20 protein-coding genes are annotated in these 22,180 nt (G+C 66.8%); 10 read left to right on the top strand and 10 right to left on the bottom strand.

Annotation, left to right across the window (positions count from 1 at the left end; all coding sequences use genetic code 11):
• Window positions 1-37: 37 nt before the first annotated feature.
• From alr to QTH91_RS09625, 5 genes are all read right to left on the bottom strand, one after another.
• Window positions 38-1,165, bottom strand: a complete 1,128-nt coding sequence (gene alr, locus QTH91_RS09645; RefSeq protein WP_286659862.1) for an alanine racemase — start codon at window positions 1,163-1,165, stop codon at window positions 38-40.
• A 34-nt stretch (window positions 1,166-1,199) separates the two neighbouring features.
• Window positions 1,200-2,345: a 2-aminoethylphosphonate--pyruvate transaminase gene (locus QTH91_RS09640; RefSeq protein WP_286659861.1), complete on the bottom strand. Its 1,146-nt coding sequence runs from the start codon at window positions 2,343-2,345 to the stop codon at window positions 1,200-1,202.
• A 42-nt stretch (window positions 2,346-2,387) separates the two neighbouring features.
• Window positions 2,388-4,121, bottom strand: a complete 1,734-nt coding sequence (locus QTH91_RS09635) for a putative 2-aminoethylphosphonate ABC transporter permease subunit (RefSeq protein ID WP_286659860.1) — start codon at window positions 4,119-4,121, stop codon at window positions 2,388-2,390.
• Entirely contained in the window at window positions 4,118-5,263 is a 1,146-nt protein-coding gene (locus tag QTH91_RS09630) for a putative 2-aminoethylphosphonate ABC transporter ATP-binding protein (RefSeq protein WP_286659859.1), read from the bottom strand. Before QTH91_RS09630 ends, QTH91_RS09635 begins: the two co-directional genes overlap by 4 nt.
• Window positions 5,264-5,355: 92 nt before the next feature.
• Entirely contained in the window at window positions 5,356-6,396 is a 1,041-nt protein-coding gene (locus QTH91_RS09625) for a putative 2-aminoethylphosphonate ABC transporter substrate-binding protein (protein ID WP_286659858.1), read from the bottom strand.
• A gap of 138 nt (window positions 6,397-6,534) precedes the next feature.
• Between QTH91_RS09625 and QTH91_RS09620 the strand changes: the two genes are divergently transcribed.
• From QTH91_RS09620 to QTH91_RS09600, 5 genes are read left to right on the top strand one after another with little or no spacing between them, the layout of a single operon-like run.
• Window positions 6,535-7,269 (top strand): phosphonate utilization associated transcriptional regulator, encoded by a 735-nt coding sequence (locus QTH91_RS09620; protein WP_286659857.1) that lies wholly within the window; start codon window positions 6,535-6,537, stop codon window positions 7,267-7,269.
• Window positions 7,266-8,507 (top strand): phosphonoacetate hydrolase, encoded by a 1,242-nt coding sequence (gene phnA / locus QTH91_RS09615; RefSeq protein ID WP_286659856.1) that lies wholly within the window; start codon window positions 7,266-7,268, stop codon window positions 8,505-8,507. The genes QTH91_RS09620 and phnA overlap by 4 nt, the downstream gene beginning before the upstream one ends.
• Window positions 8,508-8,528: 21 nt before the next feature.
• Window positions 8,529-9,977 carry a phosphonoacetaldehyde dehydrogenase gene (phnY, locus tag QTH91_RS09610; protein WP_286659855.1) on the top strand — a complete coding sequence of 483 codons (1,449 nt, stop codon included), beginning with the start codon at window positions 8,529-8,531 and terminating at the stop codon, window positions 9,975-9,977.
• Between the two features lie 5 nt (window positions 9,978-9,982).
• Window positions 9,983-10,555, top strand: a complete 573-nt coding sequence (locus tag QTH91_RS09605) for a phosphonate degradation HD-domain oxygenase (RefSeq protein WP_286659854.1) — start codon at window positions 9,983-9,985, stop codon at window positions 10,553-10,555.
• Window positions 10,556-10,561: 6 nt separating this feature from the next.
• The gene (locus QTH91_RS09600; protein ID WP_286659853.1) at window positions 10,562-11,950 is read left to right on the top strand and encodes an FAD-dependent oxidoreductase; all 1,389 of its coding nucleotides are present in this window, start codon (window positions 10,562-10,564) and stop codon (window positions 11,948-11,950) included.
• Window positions 11,951-11,972: 22 nt separating this feature from the next.
• Here QTH91_RS09600 and QTH91_RS09595 read toward each other — a convergent pair whose 3' ends face one another.
• From QTH91_RS09595 to QTH91_RS09585, 3 genes are read right to left on the bottom strand one after another with little or no spacing between them, the layout of a single operon-like run.
• Window positions 11,973-12,953, bottom strand: coding sequence for a Bug family tripartite tricarboxylate transporter substrate binding protein (locus tag QTH91_RS09595; protein WP_390367612.1), 981 nt, complete (start codon window positions 12,951-12,953; stop codon window positions 11,973-11,975).
• A gap of 38 nt (window positions 12,954-12,991) precedes the next feature.
• Window positions 12,992-14,149 (bottom strand): cupin domain-containing protein, encoded by a 1,158-nt coding sequence (locus QTH91_RS09590; RefSeq protein ID WP_286659852.1) that lies wholly within the window; start codon window positions 14,147-14,149, stop codon window positions 12,992-12,994.
• Window positions 14,150-14,209: 60 nt separating this feature from the next.
• The gene (locus QTH91_RS09585; protein ID WP_286659851.1) at window positions 14,210-14,911 is read right to left on the bottom strand and encodes a fumarylacetoacetate hydrolase family protein; all 702 of its coding nucleotides are present in this window, start codon (window positions 14,909-14,911) and stop codon (window positions 14,210-14,212) included.
• A gap of 85 nt (window positions 14,912-14,996) precedes the next feature.
• Here QTH91_RS09585 and QTH91_RS09580 point away from each other — a divergent pair, with 85 nt between their 5' ends.
• Window positions 14,997-15,905 (top strand): LysR family transcriptional regulator, encoded by a 909-nt coding sequence (locus QTH91_RS09580; protein ID WP_286659850.1) that lies wholly within the window; start codon window positions 14,997-14,999, stop codon window positions 15,903-15,905.
• Window positions 15,906-15,953: 48 nt separating this feature from the next.
• On the opposite strand, the gene QTH91_RS09575 is transcribed toward QTH91_RS09580, so the two are convergent.
• Window positions 15,954-17,756, bottom strand: a complete 1,803-nt coding sequence (locus QTH91_RS09575; RefSeq protein WP_286659849.1) for a tannase/feruloyl esterase family alpha/beta hydrolase — start codon at window positions 17,754-17,756, stop codon at window positions 15,954-15,956.
• Window positions 17,757-17,910: 154 nt separating this feature from the next.
• On the opposite strand from QTH91_RS09575, the gene QTH91_RS09570 reads away from it, so the two are divergent.
• From QTH91_RS09570 to QTH91_RS09555, 4 genes are all read left to right on the top strand, one after another.
• Window positions 17,911-18,429: a MarR family winged helix-turn-helix transcriptional regulator gene (locus QTH91_RS09570; RefSeq protein WP_286659848.1), complete on the top strand. Its 519-nt coding sequence runs from the start codon at window positions 17,911-17,913 to the stop codon at window positions 18,427-18,429.
• Window positions 18,430-18,475: 46 nt separating this feature from the next.
• Complete coding sequence (locus tag QTH91_RS09565) at window positions 18,476-18,922, top strand: acyl-CoA thioesterase (protein ID WP_286659847.1); 447 nt, start codon at window positions 18,476-18,478, stop codon at window positions 18,920-18,922.
• 218 nt (window positions 18,923-19,140) lie between these two features.
• A complete protein-coding gene (locus QTH91_RS09560; protein WP_286659846.1) occupies window positions 19,141-19,329 on the top strand; it encodes a hypothetical protein in 189 nt (62 codons plus the stop codon).
• Window positions 19,330-19,428: 99 nt separating this feature from the next.
• Window positions 19,429-20,646: a YihY/virulence factor BrkB family protein gene (locus QTH91_RS09555; protein ID WP_286659845.1), complete on the top strand. Its 1,218-nt coding sequence runs from the start codon at window positions 19,429-19,431 to the stop codon at window positions 20,644-20,646.
• A gap of 6 nt (window positions 20,647-20,652) precedes the next feature.
• Here the strand turns inward: QTH91_RS09555 and QTH91_RS09550 are convergent, their stop codons facing one another.
• Window positions 20,653-22,179, bottom strand: a complete 1,527-nt coding sequence (locus QTH91_RS09550) for a sensor histidine kinase (RefSeq protein WP_286659844.1) — start codon at window positions 22,177-22,179, stop codon at window positions 20,653-20,655.
• Between the last annotated feature and the right edge of the window lies 1 nt (window position 22,180).

Genomic DNA, 22,180 nt, shown 5'->3' with positions numbered 1-22,180 from the left:
ACTTTCAAGGGTGACGTCTATCGACAAGTTGCCAAGCCTAAAGGCAATCCTCGCGCGTCTGCCGAATACCCCGTGCAGTCGCCGGACGATCCGCATCGAGCCCCACATGCTCGCGCGGCACCCGCTGCACATGGCACAGCAGCTCGTAGGCAATGGTGCCCGCGGCCATCGCGACTTCATGGACGGACACGCTGGCGCCCCACAGTTCCACGACGCTGCCGATGCCCGCGTGCGGCAAGGCCGTCAGGTCGACCGTCAGCATGTCCATCGACACGCGCCCGATGATGCGCGAGCGGAGCCCGTCGATCGCCACCGGCGTTCCGTCCGCGACGCTTCGCGGATAGCCGTCCGCGTAGCCCACGGCGACCAGTCCCACGCGGCAGGGCGCATCGGCCACGAAGCGCCCGCCGTAGCCCAGCGACTGGCCCGCCCGCAATTCGCGCACGGCGAACACCTCGCTTTGCAGCGTCATGACCGGTTTCAGTCCGTGCTGCCCGCCTGGCATCGGGTCGGCGCCGAAAAGCAGGATGCCCGGGCGTGCCCAGTCCCGACGTGCCGCCGGCCAGGCGAGCAGGCCGGCGGAATTGGCGAGGCTCTGCGGGCCCGGCAAGCCGGCGGTGGCGGCGTCGAAAGCGGCGAGCTGGCGGGCCGTCTGGTCTTTGTCCGGCTCGTCGGCAGAGGCCAGGTGGCTCATCAGGGTGACGGCGCCGACCTGCGGGCACGCATGCAGGCGTGCGTAGGCCGCCTGTGCGTGCTCGACCGGAAAGCCCGCCCGGCCCATGCCGCTGTCGAGCTTGAGCCACACGTTCATGTCTCGAACCGGCTGGGCAGCCTCTTCCAGCGCGCGCAGTTGCGCCTCGTGGTGCACGACCACCCAGCAACCCTGCGCGTGGGCCTCCTTCAGCTCCGCGGCCGAGAAGCATCCCTCCAGGATCAGGATGGGGCTCGAGACATCTGCTCGGCGCAGCGCCAGAGCCTCTTCGAGAAAGGCGACGGCGAGCCCGTCGGCCATCGGCTCGAGCGCCTTGGCGCAGGCGACGCTGCCGTGGCCGTAGGCGTTGGCCTTGAGCGTGGCCAGCACGCGCCCGCCGTGGATGCGGCGGGCGGTGGCGTAGTTGTGGCGCAGCGCCGCGAGATCGATGATCGCTTTGCTGGGCCGGCTCATGCGTGCGTGCTGACCACAGTGCCCGCGGCTTGCGTCAGACCTCGGCGGTCGCCCCGGCGCTCGCCTTGGCGGTCGCGATGCCCATCGCTTCCAGGGTCTCGGCGATGGCGGCCACCGCGCCGGGAATGCCCGCCTCGCCGAAGTGGCCGATGCAGCCCACGCGGAACGTCTCGACCTGTGTCAGCTTACCGGGGTACAGGATGTAGCCACGCTTCTTCACCTCCGCGTAGAAGCGCTTGAACTCGTAGTTGGGGTGCGCCGGCGCATGGAAGGTCACGATGATCGGCGCCTGGATGTCGGGGCTCAGGAACGAACGAACGCCGATGGCGGCCAGCCCTTCGATGAGCGCCTCGCAGTTGCGCGTGTAGCGCGCGCCGCGCGCCGGAAGACCGCCTTCGTCCAGGTATTGGGTGACGGCTTCGTCCAGCGCCGCCACCACGTGGGTGGGCGGCGTGAAGCGCCACTGCGTGGTCTTGCGCATGTAGGCCCACTGGTCGTACAGATCGAGGGCCAGCGAATGGCTGTTGCCTTCGCAGGTCTCCAGCACGCTGCGGCGGATGATCACGAAGCCCATGCCGGGCACGCCTTCCAGGCATTTGCCCGATGCCGCGACGACCGCGTCGAAAGGCGTGCGTGCCGCATCGATGGGGAGGGCGCCGAAGGAGCTCATGGCGTCCACGATCAGGCCGCGGCCATGCTTGGCCGCCACCACTGCGATCTCGTGCAGCGGATTGAGCACGCCGGCGCCGGTCTCGCAATGCACCAAGGCCACATGCGTGATGCTGGGATCGGCGGCCAGCGCGCGATCCACATCGGAGGGCGAGACTTGCTGATCCTCGGTGTAGTCGATGGTCGTGACCTTGCGGCCCAGCGTGCGGCAGATGCGCGCCAGGCGTTGGCAGTAGGCGCCGTTGCTGGGCACCAGCACATGACCATCGCGCGGCACCACGGTGCCCACGGCGGCCTCCACCGAGAAGGTGCCGCTGCCTTGCATCGGCACGCATTCGTGCGTCTCGGCGGCGTTGGCGATGTCCAGCAGGCGCTGGCGCAGGCGGGTGGTGATCTCGTTGAAGTCGCCATCCCACGAACCCCAGTCGCGCAGCATGGCCTGGCGGGTGCGGCTGGATGTGGTGAGGGGGCCGGGGGTCAGCAGGATGGGCGGGTTGGGGGCTTGGCTCATGGCATCTCCGGGATCGAGGAATGATGGATGGCGAGAAAGGGTTCAGGTGCGGGCCAGCGTGCGCCAGGCCTGGGTGCGCGCCAGCAGCACGCGGGTGAGCAACGCATAGGCCATGCACACCGCGATGGAGGTCAGCACGATCAGCGTGGCCAGGGCGGCTGCCGGCCCGATGTCGCCGGCGTCGTCCAACTGCATGATCGCGACCGACGCCAGGATGGTGTCTGGCGTGTAGAGAAAGATGGCGCACGACAGGCTGGCCATCGACACGACGAAGAAGTAGCGGCCGATGTCCAGGATGGCGGGCAGGCACACCGGCACCGTCACTCTCAGGAAGGTCTTGAACTGCGGGACCTTCAGCGATGCCGAGACCGCCTCGAACTCGTTGTCGATCTGCTTGAGCGCGGTGATGGCTGTGAGATGGCTGGAGGTGTAGTAGTGCACCACCATGGAGATGATCAGGATCGCCATGGTCTGGTACATGAAGTTCAGCGGATTGGCCGGATGGTTGAAGAACATCACGTAGCCCAGGCCCAGCACCAGGCCGGGAACGGCCATGGACAACATCGCCATCAGGTGCAGCGTGCGCCCGAGCATGCCGATGCTTCGCGTCTTCTCGATGAGGTAGGCGCCGACGAACACGATCAGCGATCCGGCCACGGCGGTGGCAAAGGCCACGATCAGGCTATTGGTGTACGCCGCCGCCATGTCGCTTTCGACCAGCACGAAGTGGTAGTGCTTGAGCGTGAAGCTCAGGTCGTACGGCCAGAGCGAAATCACCGAAGTGAAGATGGCCATGCCGACCGTGGCCAGCAGCAGCACACAGACGACCACGCAGAACAAGGTGAGAAGGCCGTCGGTCAGCTTGCGCCGCGGCGCCACGTAGGGCACCGAGCGCGCGCTCAGCTGCGCCTTGATCTTGCGGCGCACCACGTAGTCGATGCAGAAAGAGACGACGGAGGGCACGAGCAGCAGCAGCCCAACGACGGCGCCGATGGAGAAGTTGTACTGCCCCACCACCTGCTTGAAGACGTCGACCGACAGCACGTTGAAATTGCCGCCGATGACCTTTGGTGCGCCGAAGTCGCTCACGACATAGGTGAACACCACGGTGGCGGCACTGATGAGGCCGTATTTGCACGAAGGCAGCGTGATGGTCATGAACTGGCGGCCCGGCGATGTGCGCAGCGCCAGCGCTGCCTCGTACAGCCTTCCGTCGGCAAGCGCCAGCGAGGTGGTGAGGATCATCAACGCATGCGGGAAGGTGTTGTAGACCTCCGCCATGATGATGCCGATGGGGCCGTAGATCGACGCCCCGCCCAGCATGAACTTGAGCACGCCCTGATTGCCGAACCACTGCACGAACGAAATGGCCGACAGCAGCGAGGGCGCGAGCAGGGGAATCAGCGCGATCAGGCGAAAGACGGCCTTCAGCGGCGCAGGAATGCGGCTGCGCGTGAGCGCGTAGGCGAAGACGAAGGCCAGCGGCAATGAAATGGCCACCACGGCGGTGGCCACCCACACCGAGTTCCACACCGAGCGCAGCAGGCTGGGCGTGCTGAAGTAGGCGATGAAGTGGCTCAGGCCGACGAAGCGGCCCTGCTTGTCCTGCACCGCATGCACGAGGATGGTGAACAGGGGCGCGGCCAGGAAGATCGCCAGCATGGCCACGACGGCCAGCAGCATGAGCCTGGCGATCAGCTCGTCGCGGCTCCAGCGCATGCGCAAGGGCGTGGCGGCGACGTGCATCGCTGGCATGGGGCGGGTCAGTGTGTTCATGCTTGCGGGGCGCGTGCCGGAAATGCGCGGATGCGATTAGCCCGCAAAGCGATGTCGATGGTGTTGCCCTCGCGGATGTCCAGGTCGTGCAACTGGTTGAGCGAGAAGTGCAGGCCCAGCGTCTGGCCGCGCAGCGCATCGGCGGTGACTTCGGCGATGCAAAGCCCGCCCAGGAACTCCACCCGAGTCACCAGCGCCTTGAGGCGGTTGGCGGTGTTCTCGTCCAGGTGCTCCACCGCACGGTCTTCGGGGCGCAGATACAGGTTGACCGCGTCGCCGGGCTCGAACGCGGCGCTGCAGGCATCGCACTGCAGTTCCATGTCGCCCACGCGAAAGCGCTGGTCGCCCATGGCCACCGACTGCAGCACATTGACCTTGCCGACGAAGTCCGCCACGAAGGGCGTGGCCGGGCGTTCGTAGATGTCCATGGGCGAGCCCACCTGCTCGATCACGCCGTGGTTCATCACGACGATGCGGTCGGCCATGGACAGGGCTTCTTCCTGGTCATGCGTGACCATGATGGTGGTGATGCCCACCTGCTTTTGCAGGCGCCGGATCTCGCCGCGCAGGCGGATCCGCTCCAGCGCATCCAGCGCGGAAAGCGGCTCGTCCAACAGGAGCAGGCCCGGCCGCGTGGCGAGCGCGCGCGCCAGTGCCACGCGCTGCTGCTGTCCGCCGGACAACTGGCTCGGGTACTTGGCGCCCGAACTGGGCAGTCCGACCAGGCGCAGCAGCTCGTCGACCCGGCCCTTGATGTCGGCACGCCTCGCACGGCTGTTGACCAGGCCGTAGCCCACGTTCTCGGCGATGGTCAGGTTGGGGAAAAGCGCGTACGACTGGAACACGATGCCGTAGTCGCGCTGATTGGGAGGCAGCCGCGAGACGTCCTTGCCGTTCTGGATGATCTGTCCCGAGGTCTGCGTCTCCAGTCCGGCAATGATGCGCAGCAGCGTCGTCTTGCCGCAGCCCGAGGGCCCCAGGAAGCAGAGCATCTCCCCGGCATTGACGCGCAGATGCACGTCCCGCAGCGCGCTGAAGGACTCGAAGTCCTTGCGGACGCCGACGATCTCCAGCGCGGCCGGAACCCTGGCTGGCGCGGCTCCGGCAGACGGAGAAGATGGCTTGGCAACGGTCGTTTCCATGATGGGCTCTCTTCGATGACGGGCGAAGTGGCCTGCGGCCACTCACGAGGCGCGGGAGATGAGCGCGCGCCGGTCGCACGCGCACGGGCAGCTCAGGGCTTGGGCTCGGCCTTGCCGTCGTAGCGCTTGCCCCACTCGGCCAGGATGCGCTCGCGGTTCTTGGCAGCCCACTCCAGATCGTTCTTGGCGAGCAGCTTCTCGTAGTTGTCCGGAATGCCTTCGAGCTTGGAGGCGACGCCGGGGTAGGCCACCACCGCCCACCAGTTGGCGGTGATGACGTTGGCCTCCTTGCTGGCCATCCAGTCGGCGAAGCGCTTGGCCTGCGCCGGCTTGGTGGTGGTCTTCATGACGCTGGTGGCCTCGATGTCCCAGCCCAGGCCTTCCTTGGGAAACACGATGTCGACCGGGGCGCCGGATTTCTTGACCTGATGGGCGCGGAACTCGAACGAGATCCCGATCGGGAACTCGCCGGTGGCCGCTTGCTTGCAGGGCTTGGAGCCGGAGTGCACGTACTGGGCAATGTTCTGGTGCAGCGCGTCCATGTATTTCCAGCCCTCGTCCTCGCCCCACATCTGCAGCCAGGACGACACGTCCAGGAAGCCCGTTCCGCTGGAGGCCGGATGCGGCATCGAGATGGCGCCCTTGTAGACGGGCTTGGCAAGGTCCTTCCAGCTCTCCGGCTTCGGGATCCCGCGCTTTTCGGCCTCCACCCGGTTGAAGCAGATCGCGGCCGCCCAGACGTCCATGCCCACCCATGAAGGAGGCTCGGCGCTGTCCGAATAGGCCCGGTTGAGTTGCTTGAAGCCCTTGGGCTCGTACGGCATGAGCATGCCTTCCTGCTTCAAGAGCGCCAGGCTGCTGGCGGCCAGGCCGGCCACCACGTCCGCTTGCGGGTTGGCCTTTTCGGCCAGCAACTTGGCCGTGACGATCCCGGTGGAGTCACGCACCCAGCGCACCTCGATGTCGGGATTGGCCTTTTCGAACCCGTCCTTGTAGAGCTTCATGGCGTCGGTTTCGAGCGCCGTGTAGACCTGGAGAGGTGTCTTTTGCGCGAAAGCGCTCGTGGCCGCAAGGCCGAGCACAGCAAGACAGAGGGAAAGCCCGAATCGGGCGGCGCGGGAGGAAGTCTTCATGCGAATAGCTCCTGGTGCAGGCTGTCACGTGGGGTGGGCCGAAGCGCTGGTCAAAGTGCTTCTGGACAAAAATGTAGATCGTCGTATGTCGAATGTCAACTGTTGACAGTTTGCAATTGCGCTGAAAGAATCGCCCCCATGCCCAACACCACTCCCACCTCGGCCCTGGCCTTCCTGCAATCCAGCTCGCTGCCGATGGTCATGCAGGAAGAGATCGAGCGGCTCATCATGACCGGCGAGTTGCCGGTGGGAAGCCGGGTCAACGAAAGCGAGCTGGCGGCGCGCTTCAACACCAGCCGGGGCCCCATCCGCGAGGCGCTTCGCGCACTCGAAGAAGCGGGCCTCGTGCGCAACGAAAAGAACCGCGGCGTGTTCGTTCGCGAGATTTCGTTCGAGGAAGCCGACGAGATCTACGAACTGCGCGAGGCGCTGGAAGAAGTCATCGGCCGGCGCGTGGCCGTGGCCATGACCCCGGACGCGATCGAGCGCCTTCGCGCCATGGTCGAGGCGATGCGCAGCGCCGGCAAGGTCAAGGACCTGGAGCAATACGCGCAGCTCAACCTGCAGTTCCACGACACGCTTCTGGATACGGCCGGAAGCCGCAAGCTCACCGAGACCTACAAGCGGCTGGTGAAGGAGCTGCACCTGTTTCGCATGCGGGCGCTCGACAGCGGCGGCGGCCTGGAAGTGTCGGCGGGCGAGCACAGCGCCATCGTCGATGCGATTGCCAGCGGCGATCCCGAAAAGGCCGGGCTGGCGCTGCGGCGCCACGTCGCCGGAAGCCGCGAACGCATGCACAAAGCCTTTGGCCGGCCCGATGCCGGCACCGCCAATCAAACCGTGGACTCCACGACCGAAGGAAAGACCCGATGACGACTGAAAAGCTGGAAGTCAATGCTCGCAGCTATCGCTGGATGGCTGCGCCCGTGGTGGTGGTGTGCGTCGACGGCTGCGAGCCGGCCTACCTGGATGCCGCCGTGGCCGCCGGCGTGGCGCCCTACCTGAAGCGCATGCGCGAGCAAGGTGCCGATCTGCTGGCCGATTGCGTGGTGCCCTCGTTCACCAACCCCAACAACCTGTCCATCGTCACCGGCGCGCCGCCGGCGGTGCACGGCATCTGCGGCAACTACTTCTTCGATCGCGAGCGCGGCGAGGAAGTGATGATGAACGACCCCCGGTACCTGCGTGCCGGTACCGTGCTGGCCGCCTTCTCCGACGCGGGCGCCAAGGTGGCCGTGGTCACCGCCAAGGACAAGCTGCGCAAGCTGCTGGGCCACAAGATGAAAGGCATCTGCTTTTCGTCCGAGAAGTCCGATCAGGTCACGCAGGAAGAAAACGGCATCGAGGACGTGCTCGGATTGGTCGGCATGCCGGTGCCCGACGTCTACAGCGCCGAACTGTCCGAATTCGTCTTTGCCGCGGGCGTGAAGCTGATGCAGACGCGGCGGCCCGACCTGATGTACCTGTCCACCACCGACTACGTGCAGCACAAGGCGGCACCGGGCAGCGCCCAGGCCAATGCCTTCTACGCCATGATGGACGGGTACCTGGCGCAGCTCGACGAGATGGGCGCCACGATCGTGCTGACGGCCGACCACGGCATGAACGACAAGCACGACGCGCAGGGCGCACCCCAGGTGATCTACCTGCAGGACCTGCTGGACGGCTGGTACGGCCCAGGCACGGCCCGCGTCATCCTGCCGATCACCGACCCGTACGTGGTGCACCACGGCGCGCTCGGCTCCTTTGCCACCATCTACGCGCCCGACGAAGCCAGCGTGCCCGGTTGGATCGATCGGCTCAAGGGCGTTGCCGGCATGGAGTCGGTCCTCTCGCGGGCCGAAGCGGCCCAGCGCTTCGAGCTGCCGCCCGACCGCATCGGCGACATCGTGGTGGTGAGCGAGAAGAACACGGTGGTGGGCACCTCCGCCAGCCGCCACGACCTGTCGGGGCTGGACGCACCGCTGCGCTCCCACGGCGGCGTGTCCGAGCAGCGCGTGCCTCTGATCTGCAACCGGCCCGTGGCAGGCATCGCCGCCGGACGCCGGCTGCGCAACTTCGACGCACTGGACATCGCCCTCAATCACGCCAAGGTGGCCGTTGCCGCCTGAACCCCCAGGGAGACCGCTCGCATGAACGAAATCAGCCTGAGCCCCGGCAAGATCCATCGCGAAGCGCTGCGCATTGCCGGCGAGCGCGTGCACAGCGACCGCGTGATCGAGGTGACCTACCCCTACACGGGCGAAGTCATCGCCACCGTGCCCAAGGCCTCGCTCGACGACGTCCGCCGGGCCTATCGCGTGGCGCGCGCCCACAAGTCCAAGCTCACGCGCTACGAGCGCTACAAGATCCTGATGCGTGCCGGCGAGATCATCGCGTCGCGGCTGGACGAGATCTCGCGCGTCATCACCTTCGAAGCCGGCCTGTCGCGCAAGGACTCGCTGTACGAGGTGGGCCGCGCGTCGGACGTGCTGCTGTTCGCCGCCAACCAGGCGCTGGTGGACGACGGCCAGATCTTTTCGTGCGACCTGACCCACCACGGCAAGAGCCGCAAGGTCTACACCTTGCGAGAGCCGCTGCAAGGCGTCATCACCGCGATCACGCCGTTCAATCATCCGCTCAACCAGGTCATCCACAAGGTGGCCCCGGCGGTGGCCACGAACAACCGCATGGTGCTCAAGCCGAGCGAGAAGACGCCGCTGTCGGCCTTCCTGCTGGCCGACATCCTGTACGAGGCCGGGCTGCCGCCCCCGATGCTGTCGGTGATCACGGGCGATCCCCGGGAGATTGCCGACGAGATGCTGACCAGCCCGGACGTGGACCTGGTCACCTTCACCGGCGGCGTGGCCATCGGCAAATACATTGCCGCCAAGGCGGTCTACAAGCGACAGGTGCTCGAGCTCGGGGGCAACGATCCGATCATCGTGATGGAAGACGCCGACATCGAAGAAGCCGCGACGCTCGCGGCCAGCGGCTCGTACAAGAACTCCGGCCAGCGCTGCACCGCCATCAAGCGGATGCTGGTGCACGAGAGCGTGGCGGATCGCTTCGTCGACCTGCTGGTGCAGAAGACGCTGAGCATCAAGCACGGCGACCCGATGGACCCGGCCACCGACGTGGGAACGGTCATCGACGAAGAAGCCGCGCGCCATTTCGAAAGCGTCGTGAACGATGCGATTGCCGGCGGCGCAAGGCTCTTGCACGGCAACGTGCGCAAGGGCGCCCTGTATTCGCCCACCGTGCTCGACCGCGTCGATCCCGAGATGACGGTCGTCAAGGAAGAAACCTTCGGCCCCGTGTCGCCGGTGATCCGCTTCCGCGACATCGACGAAGCCATCCGCATCTCGAATGGCACGGCCTTCGGCCTGTCGTCCTCGGTGTGCACCAACCGGCTGGACTACATCACGCGCCTGGTCAGCGAGCTGAACGTGGGCAGCGTCAATGTTCGCGAGGTGCCCGGCTACCGCCTGGAGCTCACGCCCTTCGGCGGCATCAAGGACTCCGGCCTCGGCTACAAGGAAGGCGTCATGGAAGCCATGAAGAGCTTCACCAACACGAAGACCTACTCACTGCCCTGGTAAGCCCCATGAGCCTCACCCTTCCAGACATTGTTGAACTCCTCGAAACCAGGGGCCACGAGCAGTACGACGGCGAACCCGTGACCCAGCTCGAGCACGCCCTGCAATCGGCACACCTGGCCGAACAGGAAGGCGCCAGCAGTGCGCTCATCAGCGCGGCGCTGCTTCACGACATCGGCCACCTGTTGCACGACTTCGGCGACACGCCTTCCATGAAGGGCCTGGACGACGTGCACCAGTACCGATGCCTGCCCTTCCTGCGTGGCCTGTTCGGTGCGGCCACGTTGGAGCCGATCCGGCTGCACGTCGACGCCAAGCGATTCCTCTGTGCCCGCGAGCCGGCCTATCACGATGCGCTCTCCGTGGATTCGAAGCGCAGCCTGCAGTTGCAAGGCGGCGTGTTCGATGCGGCCCAGGCCAGCGACTTCGAAGCCAAGCCCTTCGCACTGGACGCGGTGCGGCTGCGTCGCTGGGACGACACGGCGAAGATGGCCGGCATGGCGGTACCCGGCCTTGCGCATTTCGCGCGGCACCTTGGCCTGGCCGCCCGCGAGCACCATCTGGCGCGCCAAGCCGGCTGAGCGGTCATGCGTCCATTCTGGATCGAGCAGGCGTTGTTTGACGGCGGCGAGCTTGCGCCCGCACTGCAAGGCGACACGCAGGCCGACGTGTGCATCATCGGCGGCGGCTTCACGGGCTTGTGGACGGCCATTCAGGCCAAGCAGCAGTCGCCCGAGCTGGACATCGTCATCCTCGAAAGCGACCTTTGCGGTGCCGGCGCCAGCGGGCGCAACGGTGGCTGCCTGCTGACCTGGTCGGCCAAGTACTTCACCTTGGAGCGCCTGTTCGGCGAGGCGGAGGCCGTGCGCATGGTCAAGGCCTCGGAAGACGCCGTGGGCCACATCGCCGCCTTCTGCAAGGCCCATGGCATCGATGCCGAACTGCGCATGGACGGCACGCTCTACACCGCGACGTCGCAAGCGCAGATCGGCACCATGGCGCCCGTGATGCGGGCGCTGGAAGCGCGCGGCATCCACTCGTACCGCGATTTGCCGGCCGACGAAGTCGCTCGCCGCTCCGGCTCCGCCCGCAACCTGGCTGGCGTGTACTCGCCGCATGCGGCCACGGTGCATCCGGGCAAGCTGGTGCGCGGCCTGAGGCGGGTTGCCCTGGAGATGGGCATTCGCATCCACGAGCGAACGCCGATGGTCGACTTTGTCCCGGGGCCGCCCGCGCAGGTGCGCACGCCAGCGGGCAGCGTGCGTGCGCGCAAGCTCGTGCTCGCCATGAACGCTTGGATGGCCAGCGCCTTTCCGCAGTTCGAGCGCAGCATCGCCATCGTCTCCAGCGACATGGTCATCACCGAACGCTGCCCCGACCTGCTGCGCCAAAGCGGCCTGGTCGACGGCGTCTCGGTGCTCGACTCGCGCACCTTCGTCTACTACTACCGCAGCACCGCCGATGGCCGCCTCATGCTGGGCAAGGGGGGAAACACCTTCGCCTGGCGCGGACGCGTGGCACCGATCTTCGACCAGCGCTCGCCCTACGAAGAGCAGTTGACGCATGCGCTGCGCGATTTCTTCCCGGCGCTGGCGAACACGCCCATCACCGCCAGCTGGAACGGCCCGTCAGACCGATCGGTGACCGGCTTTCCGTTCTTCGGCCGCTACGAAGGGCAGCCCCACATCTACTACGGCTTCGGGTACTCCGGCAATGGCGTCGGGCCGAGCTACATGGGCGGCCAGATTCTCTCGTCCCTGCTGCTCGATCTCGACAACGCCTGGACGCGCAGTCCCATTGTCCGGGGGCCGCTGGGCCAGTTCCCGCCCGAGCCCATGCGCTACGTCGGCTCGATCGTGGTTCGCAACGCGATCCGGCGAAAGGAGCAGGCGGAGGACGATGGCCGCAGACCGTGGATGGTCGACCGCATGCTGAGCAAGCTTGCGAACGCGGCCGGCAAGTCCGACAAGGGCTGAGGCCGCACCGAGGCGCGGCGCCTCAGTCCAGGCTGATGTTGCCGCGCTTGACCAACTCGCCGTAGACCTTCGACTTGGCCTGCGCCTGGGCGCGGATCTCTTGCGGCGACCAGGCCAGCGGCTCGAAGGCGAAGGTGTCGAAGCGCGAGCGGATCTCGGGGTCGGCAATGACCTTGGCCACGTCCGCGTTGATCTTTGCAGCCAGCGCCGGCGGCAGGCCCTTGGGCGCGAGCAGCGAGACGAAGGAGTTCACTTCCAGGTCCGCCGGCCCGCCCGCCTCCGCCATGGTGGGCACGTCGGGCATCTGCGGCACGCGCTGTCTGGTGGCCACCGCGATGTACTTGAGCTTGCCTGCCTTGTAGATGCCCTGGCTCGACGGAATGCTGGCGAAGGCCCAGTCCACCTCACCGGTGCCGACGTTCGCGTAGAGCTGCGACACCTCGCGGAAGGGCACGTGGTTCATCTGCACGCCGGCCAACGCGTCGAGCTGTTGTCCACCCAGGTGGCCGGGACTGCCCACGCCCCACGAGCCGTAGTTGACCTGCCCCGGCTTGGCCTTGGCCGCAGCGATCAGGTCGCTCATGCTGTTCCACTTGGACTGGCTACTCACCGCCACGAAAAAGGGCGTGCGGAACAACGGCGCCACCGGATCGAAATGGTCCAGCGTGTTGAAGTTCTTCGACTTGTACAGGTGCGGCAGCGCGGCGATGTGCTCGCTGTCCAGCTGGAGCAGGGTGTAGCCGTCAGGCGTGGCGCGGCGCGCCTGCTCGATGGCAATGAAGCCGCCGCCGCCGGGCTTGTTGTCGATGGTCACGGGCTGCCCCCAGAGGCGGCCGAGCTTCTCGCCCACCATCCGAAGCACGGCATCCGGCCCGCTGCCGGCCGCAAAGGGCGTGACGACGTTGACGGCGCGCGTCGGATAGGCCGGCGCCGCCTGCTGGGCGAAGGCGGCAAGCGGCAGTGCGAGGCCGAGGGCGGCCAGCAGGGTCGAGCGACGAATCAAGGTATGTCTCCGGTCGTTGGTTGGAATGGATGCCGTGCTCAGTCGGGATCGACCTGCACGCGATGCTGGTGCAGCGCCTCGAAGATGGGCGCGTCGCAAAAGCGGAACAGGTCCAGGCTCTGCGTGCCGGCCGCCGCCTGCAAGCGCAACGGCTGCCACGACGGCACCACGAACAGATCGCCGCGCGACACGGCCCACTGCCGCTCGCCCACCTGCACGCTGCCTTCGCCATCGAACACCTGCCACACGGACGAGCCCACTTCGCGCGTGCTGCGCGTGCGGGCACCGGCGCGCACCCTGTGCATCTCGGCGCGGATGGTGGGCAGCACGTCGCGCCCGGTGGCGGGGTTGGTGTAGCGCACCGCCGCATGGCCGGGGCTGAGCGTGGCGCCCTGCCCGGCGGCATGGCCTTCTTCTTCCAATGCGAGCTGATCGCCAAGCGCACGATCGGTGTCGGCCCAGCGATAGGCCAATAGCGGCGTGGCCTGCGGCGCGTCGGGCTGCGACAGGGGCCGAAGCCCCGGATGCCCCCAGAGCCGCTCGGAGACCGAGCGCTCGGGCGTGCCGCGCTCGGCCTGATCAATGGCGTTGCGCCCGTGCTCGAAGAACTGCGACTCGGTGTAGTAGGCGAAGGGAATGTCCAGCCCGTCGATCCAGGCCATCGGCTCGGTGGCTGCGTTGTGATGGGCATGCATGTTCCAGCCGGCCTGCGGAAGGAAGTCACCGCGCGACATGCGCACCGCGTCGCCGTTGACCACGGTCCACACGCCCTCGCCTTCCACCACGAAGCGGAAGGCATGCTGCGAATGCCGATGCTCGGGCGCGTCTTCGCCCGGCATCAGGTACTGGATCGCGGCCCAGAGGGTGGGCGTGGCGTAGGGCCGCCCGCCCAGCGCGGGATTGGCCAGCGCGATGGCCCGGCGTTCGCCTCCGCGGCCCACCGGCACGATGCGGCCGGCCTCGGCCGCCAGATCCTTCAGACGCGACCATCGCCACAGGTGTGCAGCCGCCTGGCTGCGCGGATGCGACGGCATCAGGCCGCCGATCTCGGTCCACAGCGGCACCAGCATCTCGCTTTCGAAGGCGCGATAGAGTTGCTCCAGCGCGGGCGTGGGCTCGGGCTGCCCCGGACCGGCCACGGCCTTCAGGCGAACGGGCGACGGCACGGCATCGACAACGGCAGTGGTGGCATTCATGGCGGTGTCCTTGGGCTTGTCTCTGTGGTTCACGTGCCGCTTGTGCGCGCGGCTTTCACATCATTGCGCGGGGCCGATGGCCAGCGAAATCTCGCCCACGCCCTGCACATGGCCATCGATGCGGTCGCCCGCCTTGACCGCACCGACACCTTCGGGCGTGCCGGTGAAGATCAGGTCGCCCGGCTGCAGGTGATAGAACTTCGACAGGTCTTCGATCAGCTCGGCGATATTCCAGATCAGGCGCGACAAGTCGGACTTCTGCCGGGTCTCACCATTCACCGACAGCGCCAATTCGCCCTCGGTCAGCAGCTTGCCGGGCATCGGCACGATCTCCGACACCACGGACGACTGCTCCACGTCCTTGCCCAGGTCCCAGGGTCGGCCCTTGTCGCGCGCGGCCAGTTGCAGATCGCGACGCGTCGTGTCCAGGCCGCAGGCATAGCCGAACACCAGGCGATGCGCATCGGCCCGGCGGACCTCGAAGCCGGGCTCGCCGATGGCCAGCACCAGCTCCATCTCGAACTGGAAGTCCTGCGTGGCCGGCGGATAGGCGACGGTGGCGCCGGACTCGACCAGCGTGGTGATGCTCTTGGTGAAATAGAACGGCGACTCGGCGGCCTTGTCCACCGGGCGCCCCATTTCCACCGCATGCGCGTGGTAGTTGCGGCCGACGAAGAAAAGGCGGTTGACGGGCAGGCGTTCGGTCTTGCCACGAACGGGCAGCGAAGCCACGGCGGGCGGGGTCCAGAGATAGGCAGGCATGCCGGGAGTGTCTTTGGCCGCCACTATTGGATCAAGCGCCGTAGCTGCATACTTCGTATCGTGTTTTTCGATAGTTGGTGCGCTCATGGCCAAGCTGGATCTGGAGTGGTTGAAGGTGTTCGATGCGGTGTATGCCACCGCCAGCGTCAGCAAGGCGGCCGATCAGCTCGGCATGGCGCAGGCCGCGGCCAGCACGGCCCTGAACAAGCTGCGCACGCACTTCGGCGACCGCCTGTTCGAGCGCACTGCCATCGGCATGCAGCCTACGCCCTACGCGCAGAAGATCCAGCCGCGCCTGCGCGAGGCGCTCGGTCATCTCGAGCTGGCATTGGCCGGGCGCGAAGCCTTCGAGCCGGCGCGCGCGACGCGGCGGTTCCGCATCTGTCTGACCGACATCAGCGAAGTGGTACTGCTGCCGCGGCTGCTTGCGCATCTGCAGCTGAACGCACCGGGCGTGCAGATCGAGACCGAGATCGTCTCGGCCTCCAGTGCGCGGCGGCTCGAAGACGGCGAGGTCGATCTGGCGGTAGGCTTCATGCCGCAGCTTGATGCGGGCTTCTATGGGCAGACGCTGTTCCGCCAGAACTTCGTCTGCCTGGTGGCCAAGGACCATCCGCGCATCGGCCTCAAGCTCAGCAAGAAGGGTTTCGCCGCCGAGTCGCATGCAACGGTGGCCTCATCGGGCACCGGCCACGCCATCGTCGACAAGACCATCGCGAAGGCCGGCGTGACGCGCAAGGTGGCGGTGCGGCTGTCCAGCTTCCTGGGCGTGGCGCGGATCGTGGCGCAGACCGAACTGGTGGTGATCGTGCCGCGCATCCTGGGCGAGGTGCTGGCCACTCAGGAGCCGGTGAAGCTGGTGGAGCCACCCTTCGCGCTGCCGCACTATGCCGTCAAGCAGCACTGGCATGCGCGCTTTCATGCGGACGACGGGAACATCTGGCTGCGCAGGACGATGGCGCAGCTGTTCGGCGGGCGGTCGCCGGCAGCCTGAACAGGCTGCGCCGCGCCGCCCTCTCGATGCAAGTTCTGCGAAGCGGGGCTATCCGCCCGCGTCCACGCACTTGAAGCTGGCCGCCTTCTCGATGTCGCCGCTGCCCGAATAGCGCGCCACCTGCGGATAGGGGCACAGCGGGCGCGTGCGGTCGGCGGCCCAGGCCGCGGGCAGGTCGGCGTTGACGCCGCCGGCGTTGCCCGTGCCCCGTGCGCTGGCAGTGACTGAAGCCGGCGCCTTGCCCTGCTCCACCCACGCCACCAGCGGCTCGAGCATGTCGAACTGGTCGGTGGCCGGGCCGCCGGAGCAGTGGTTCATGCCGGGCACCGCGAAGTAGCGGGCGAAGTTGGACGCGTCATCGTCGTTGGCCGCGCGCAGTTCGTCGTACCAGCGCTGCGTGTCGTCGCTCGAGAAGATCGGGTCGCTGGTGCCGTGGTAGACCACCATCTTGGCGCCGCGCATCTTCAGGGTCGACAGGTTGGCGGCATCCGGCGGCGTCATGAAGGACATGGCGCTCTCGGTGTACGTGGCATCGGTGGCATTGACCTTGGCCAGCATGGTGTCCACGTTGCCGGTCAAGGTGAAGTTGGGTCCGTTGAACGTGGCCGGATCTTCCGGCGGCACCTGCCAGATCAGCCCCACCGCGCCCGAATCCAGGTTGAGCGAATTGTTGAACTTCCAGCCCGCCCAGCCGCTGGTGGCCAGGCCCGCGTCGAACGGAAAGCTCGAATAGATGCGCTTGCCGGTGCTGGTCGTCGCGCCGTCGAAGAGTTGCTGGATGGACGTCTTCTGCGCGGGGCTCAGGCAGGTGCCGTCGCGCGCGCCGGTGCACGTGGGCACGTCGCGGTCGAGCTTGAACGCCACGCGGCAGGCCTGCGTGTCGTTGACCATGCCGTCGGCCACACCGTCGAGCGCGTCGCACTTGGCGAGCACGGCGTCCGAGACGAGCTTGCGCTCCGGCTGCGTGAAGCCGTCGGCCGGCACGTTGGGCGTGGGCGACAGCGCCACGTAGGTCTGGGCGCCCTTAATGTTCGCGATGGCCGCCAGCGGCAGACGGAAGCCCGGATCGCCCACCAGGAAGCCGTCGTACTGGTCGGCGTACCGCGCGGCGGCGACCATGGTGTGGCGTCCGCCGTTGGAGCAGCCGCCGATGTAGGAGCGGTCCGGACCCTTGCCGTAGGCCACCTGGATCGCCTTCTTGGCCATGGGCGTGAGCTTGCCCACCGCCTGGTAGCCGTAGTCCAGCCGTGCCTGCGGATCGATGCCGAAGAAGGGCCCCATGCTGCCGGCGTGCCCGGCGTCGGAGCTGATGACCGCAAAGCCTTTCAGCAGCGCGTTCGAAAGAGGACCGCCACCGCCGACACCACCGGTGGCCGTGACCACGCTGCCGTCGATGCCGCCATTGGCCTGATAGAAGAAACGCCCGTTCCATTGAATCGGCAGCCGCATCTCGAAGCCGATGGCGTAGCTCTTGCCATCGATCGGGCCGGTGCGCGGCAGCATGCGGCCGGTGACCTTGCAGTGCGCTGGCACCGACGTGCCTGCAACGGTCAGGACGCCCGCATCCACCTGCTCGCTGGCGGTGATGGTGGTGTCCGGAACCACGATGCTGGAGGCCAACGCGGCGCAGGTGCCGATCAGCGGTGCGGGCTGGGCTGCTGCCAGCTGGGGCAAAGGCTCGGGGCCGCCGGCATCGCCGCCATCAGCGCTCCCCGAGCCCGGGGGAGGCGTGCTGCCGCCATTGTTGCCACCGGCGGGAGGCACGGTCGAATTGCTTCCGCCGCAGGCCGTCGCCAGCGCCACCACCAGTGCGCTCAGGGCGACCAAACCGGTGCCTTGTGGGAATTTCATGTTCAGTCTCCTAGTCATCCTCTTTCGGGAATGATTAAGTTACTGAACTATTTTCCTGATTGATCTTGGAATAAACCCTTGTAGGACTGGGATGCAACAAAGTGCATCGTGTGAATTAACTCGGGCGGGGAACGGGCTTGGGCACAATCGCGCGATGGTCCATCGAAGAAGCAGCTCCGACTTTGAAAAGACGCCCGCCGGGAGGCTGGACGAGGCGCGCCTGAAGCGGGTGCTCGGCTACCAGCTGGCGCAGGCGACGATCGTGACGGACAGCATTTTTCGGCGCGTGGTGGAGCAGCCGCTGGCGCTGCGCCCCGTCGAGTACACGGTGCTCACGCTGGTCGCCGAGAACCCGGGCAGCTCGCTGGCGCGCATTGCGCGGGCCTTGTCGGTCACGCCGCCGCACATCACGGCCGTGGTCGACCGGCTCGAAGCACGCGCCCTGCTGGCACGCACCACGAGCGACAGCGACCGCCGATCGCAGGTGCTTTCGGTGACGCCGGAAGGCTCGGTGCTGGTCCGCCAGGCCACCGACCAGATCCTTGCGACGGAAAACGCCGCGCTCGCGCTCAGCCCTGGCGAGCAGGCGATCCTGGCCGAGCTGCTGCACAAGGTGGCGTGCGCACGCGCCAACGCCTCCGACGCTGCCAGCGCCAAGGGCACGCTCGCATAATCGGCACCCCACTTTCATCGCGGCGCGCCGACGCGCATCCCTGCCCATGACCTCCGCCATCACCCTGCGCTTCCTGGCCGAACCCAGCACCGTCAACTTCGGAGGCAAGGTGCACGGCGGTACCGTCATGAAGTGGATCGACGAAGCGGGCTATGCCTGCGCGACGGCCTGGGCCAAGCGCTACTGCGTCACCGTCTTCATCGGCAGCATCCGCTTCCATCATCCGATCATGATCGGCGACCTGGTGGAGGTGGAAGCCCGTCTTCTCTACACCGGCAGCTCCAGCATGAACATCGCCGTGGAAGTGCGCAGCGGCGACATCAAGGGCGGCGAACTGACCAAGACGGCCGAATGCCTGATCGTGTTCGTCTCGGTCGATTCGCATGGGCGTCCGATGCAGGTCACGCCGTTCGCGCCGACAACGGCAGAGGGCAAGGCCGAAGCCGAGCGCGCGCGTTCGCGGCTGGACGCCGCGAAGGCCAAGGATCGCTGAGCGACCCTCGCGCACGCCTCTTTAACAAAGGGGCAACCATTCGCCGATCCCCGCGCTTCGGGACGTGACAATCACGGACCAGATCAAGAAGCACAGGGAGAAAAACAGATGCGCCACTGGTTGATCGGCGAGGCCCAAGCCTCGTCGGTTTCGGCACGCCGCCACATCGTCAACCGCCGCCATTCGGCATCGCACGTTCGCGCATTCGGAGGCGAATCGTGAAGAAGCGCCGACCCATCATGCCGCTTTCGGCCGAACTCGTCTTCGTGCTGGTCTGCACGTCGATCACGTTCCTGCTCGTGACCGACGATCGCCCATGGCAACGACACAAGCAGGAAGAGAAGCCGCCGATTTCTTTGGAGCAGGCCAACGCCACAGACAACACTCAGCTCGATTGCCGGCGCTAGCGGCATCTGGCGCTTTCCTTCGCCGCTGCGCGAACACGACCTACATCCGAAACGGTGCACCCTGGCCCATGCTCGAAGAGCCGCCGGGGAGCGCCCTTCATGACACCCAAGACAGCCTTCGAGCTTTGCCGCAAATCGGTCAACGCATGGATCGATGACTTCGCGCCCAGCATGGGCGCGGCCATCGCCTACTACACGATGTTTTCGCTGGCGCCCTTGCTGGTGATCGTGATCGCCGTCGCGGGCGCAGTGTTCGGCCGCGAGGCCGTGCAGGGCGAAATTGCCGAGCAGTTGACGGGGCTGATCGGAAGGGATGGCGCGCTGGCCGTGCAGGGGCTGGTGCGCTCGGCCAGCGAACCGGACCGCGGCCTGATTGCGGGAATCATCAGCGGCGTGGTTCTGCTCGTCGGTGCGACCACCGTGTTCGCGGAGTTGCAGTCGGCGCTCGACCGCATCTGGCATGTGCCGGAGCGCGACAAGCCTTCTGGCGTGTGGGCCGTGCTGCGCGCCCGCGTGCTGTCCTTCGGCCTGATCCTCGCCCTGGCCTTCCTGCTGATGGTGTCGCTGGTCGTGAGCGCGGTGGTCGCCGCATTCGGCACCTGGGCGGGCGCCTTGATGCCGGGCGCGACCGTGTTGCTGCAGGCGCTGAACCTGGCGATCTCCGTCGGCATGACCACGGTGCTCTTCGCCATGATCTACAAGTTCATGCCCACCACGCCCATCGGATGGCGCGACGTGTGGGTGGGCGCAGGTGTGACCGCCGTTCTGTTCGAAGTCGGCAAGACGCTCATCAGCCTTTACCTGGGCATGAGCAGCGTCACCGAGTCCTATGCCGCGGCCGGCTCGCTGGTGGTGGTGCTGGCGTGGGTCTACTACGCGGCGCAGGTGTTCCTGCTGGGCGCGGAGTTCACCAAGGTGCATGCGGATGCCAACGGCAGCCGGTCCGGCAAGAAGGCCATGGTGGCCACCGACGTGCAGGCCGCCGAGGCTAAGGAAGGGACGGATCGCGTCGATGGCCCCGGCGTGTTGCCGGTGGCCGTGGCGCGATCGGCCGCCTCTTCAGCCATCACGCACGACGTCGACGCGCCGGCGACGGACGATGCCAAGCTGGCCGACAAGGCGCAGCGCGATGTCGATCGGCGGGTCGCGCGCGAGGTCAACCGCCTGACGCATCAGGTGGTGATGCTGGCCGCGCTGGCGGTCGCCAACTTTGCCCTGCAGCGTTGGACACGCAACGCGAGCCGGACCCGAAGCGAGCGCCGCAAAGCCTTGAAGAACCTGCACGCCGCGAACGCGGCCGACGGCCGCGGGCGCTGAGGGCGCCTAGCCGCAGGGCAGGTCGGGCGGGAACGAGACCGTGAAGGTGGTTCCCTCGTCGGCCGTGGACGACACGGTCACTTCCCCGCCGTGAGCGCGTGCAATCTCACGCACGATGTACAGGCCAAGACCCACACTGCGCAACTCCCCGACACCCTGCTCGCCGCGCGTCATCGGCTCGAACAAGGACATGATCTTTTCCTCCGGGATGGCGTCTCCATGGTTGTGGACGGACACCTGGATCAGCCCATCGACACAGTTCGACTCCACGGTCACCTCGCCGTCGGCATCGCCGTAAGCCAGCGCGTTGGCCACGAGGTTCCCGACCAGTTGCGCCAGCCGGTCCGCATCTGCCTTGCAATGGCCTTCGATCCTCTTGCGATGGACGATGCGACGCGCGGGAAATGCGAGCGAGAGCTCGTCGACGACGCTCGCCACGACCTTGTGAACATCGATGGACTCGCGCGAAACGCTCAGGCCGGGGCCCACGCGCGCCATGGTGAAGTCGAGCAGTTCCTCGATCAGCCTTTGCGCGCGCTCGGCCGAATCCGACACATGGCCCAGCACGCGGATCTTGCCCGGCTCCAGTTCGCTGCGCGCCAGGAGCTTGGTGCCCATCAGGATGGCCGAGAGCGGGTTGCGCAGGTCGTGGCTCACGATGCCCACCATCTGCTCTGCGAATAACGCCCGGTCTTCGGCCGAGGAGCGCTGCCGCGTGACCTCGGTGATGTCGCGCAAGACACCGACGAAGGCCGCGAGCACACCCCCTTCACTGAAGAAGCTGTGGCCGGACGCGAACACGACGCGCTGAACCCCGTCGACGCCATTGATCCGGATGGTCCAGCTGACGACTTCACCGGGTGGCGTCAGCGCGCGGGCCAGCGCCTCTTCCTCGATGGCCCGGTCGGGGGGTGCGGTGGCCGCCACGAACATCGCCTCGGTGATCTTCTGGGGTGTCTTGAAGCCCAGCAGCCTGGCCACGTGCTCTTCGTAGCGACGCTCGTTGGTGGAGGGATCGACGTCCCACAGATACAGCGCGCCGACTTCGATGGCCTGGCGCAGGCGAGCTTGCGCGACCTCCAACGCCGTCTGGGCGTTCTTCTCCTTCAGGGCCAGTTCATCCGCTCGCTTGCGTGCGCCCAGAAGCTCCCGTTCGTACTTGTTGCGCTCTTCCGCCACCACCATCGACACCTGGTCGTAGGCACCCCCATCGCCAACGTGGCGAATGGCGTTCAGCAACATGGGGATGGTGTGCCCGCCCTTGTGGCGCACGTCGAACTTCACCTCTGCGAGCGAGCCCTGCATCTGCAGCGTCGGCAGCCAGTGCGTCTGGTGAAAGATCCGCCCGCCCATGGTGAACAGGTCTTGAAGGCGCTTGCGACCGACGAGGTCTTCGGGCTGCATGCCGACCCATGCGCAGAAGGTCCGGTTGACCTTGAGGAAGAGCCCGGTCGTGTCGGTCAGCGCCAGGCCACAGGGGGCCTGGTCATACAGTTGATCTACGCCGGGCAGCGCAGGGTCGAGGCCGGACATG

This window comes from Variovorax dokdonensis (genome assembly GCF_030316895.1).
GTDB classification, from domain to species: Bacteria; Pseudomonadota; Gammaproteobacteria; order Burkholderiales; family Burkholderiaceae_C; genus Variovorax; species Variovorax dokdonensis.
This window is presented reverse-complemented; position numbering and strand designations above follow the sequence as displayed.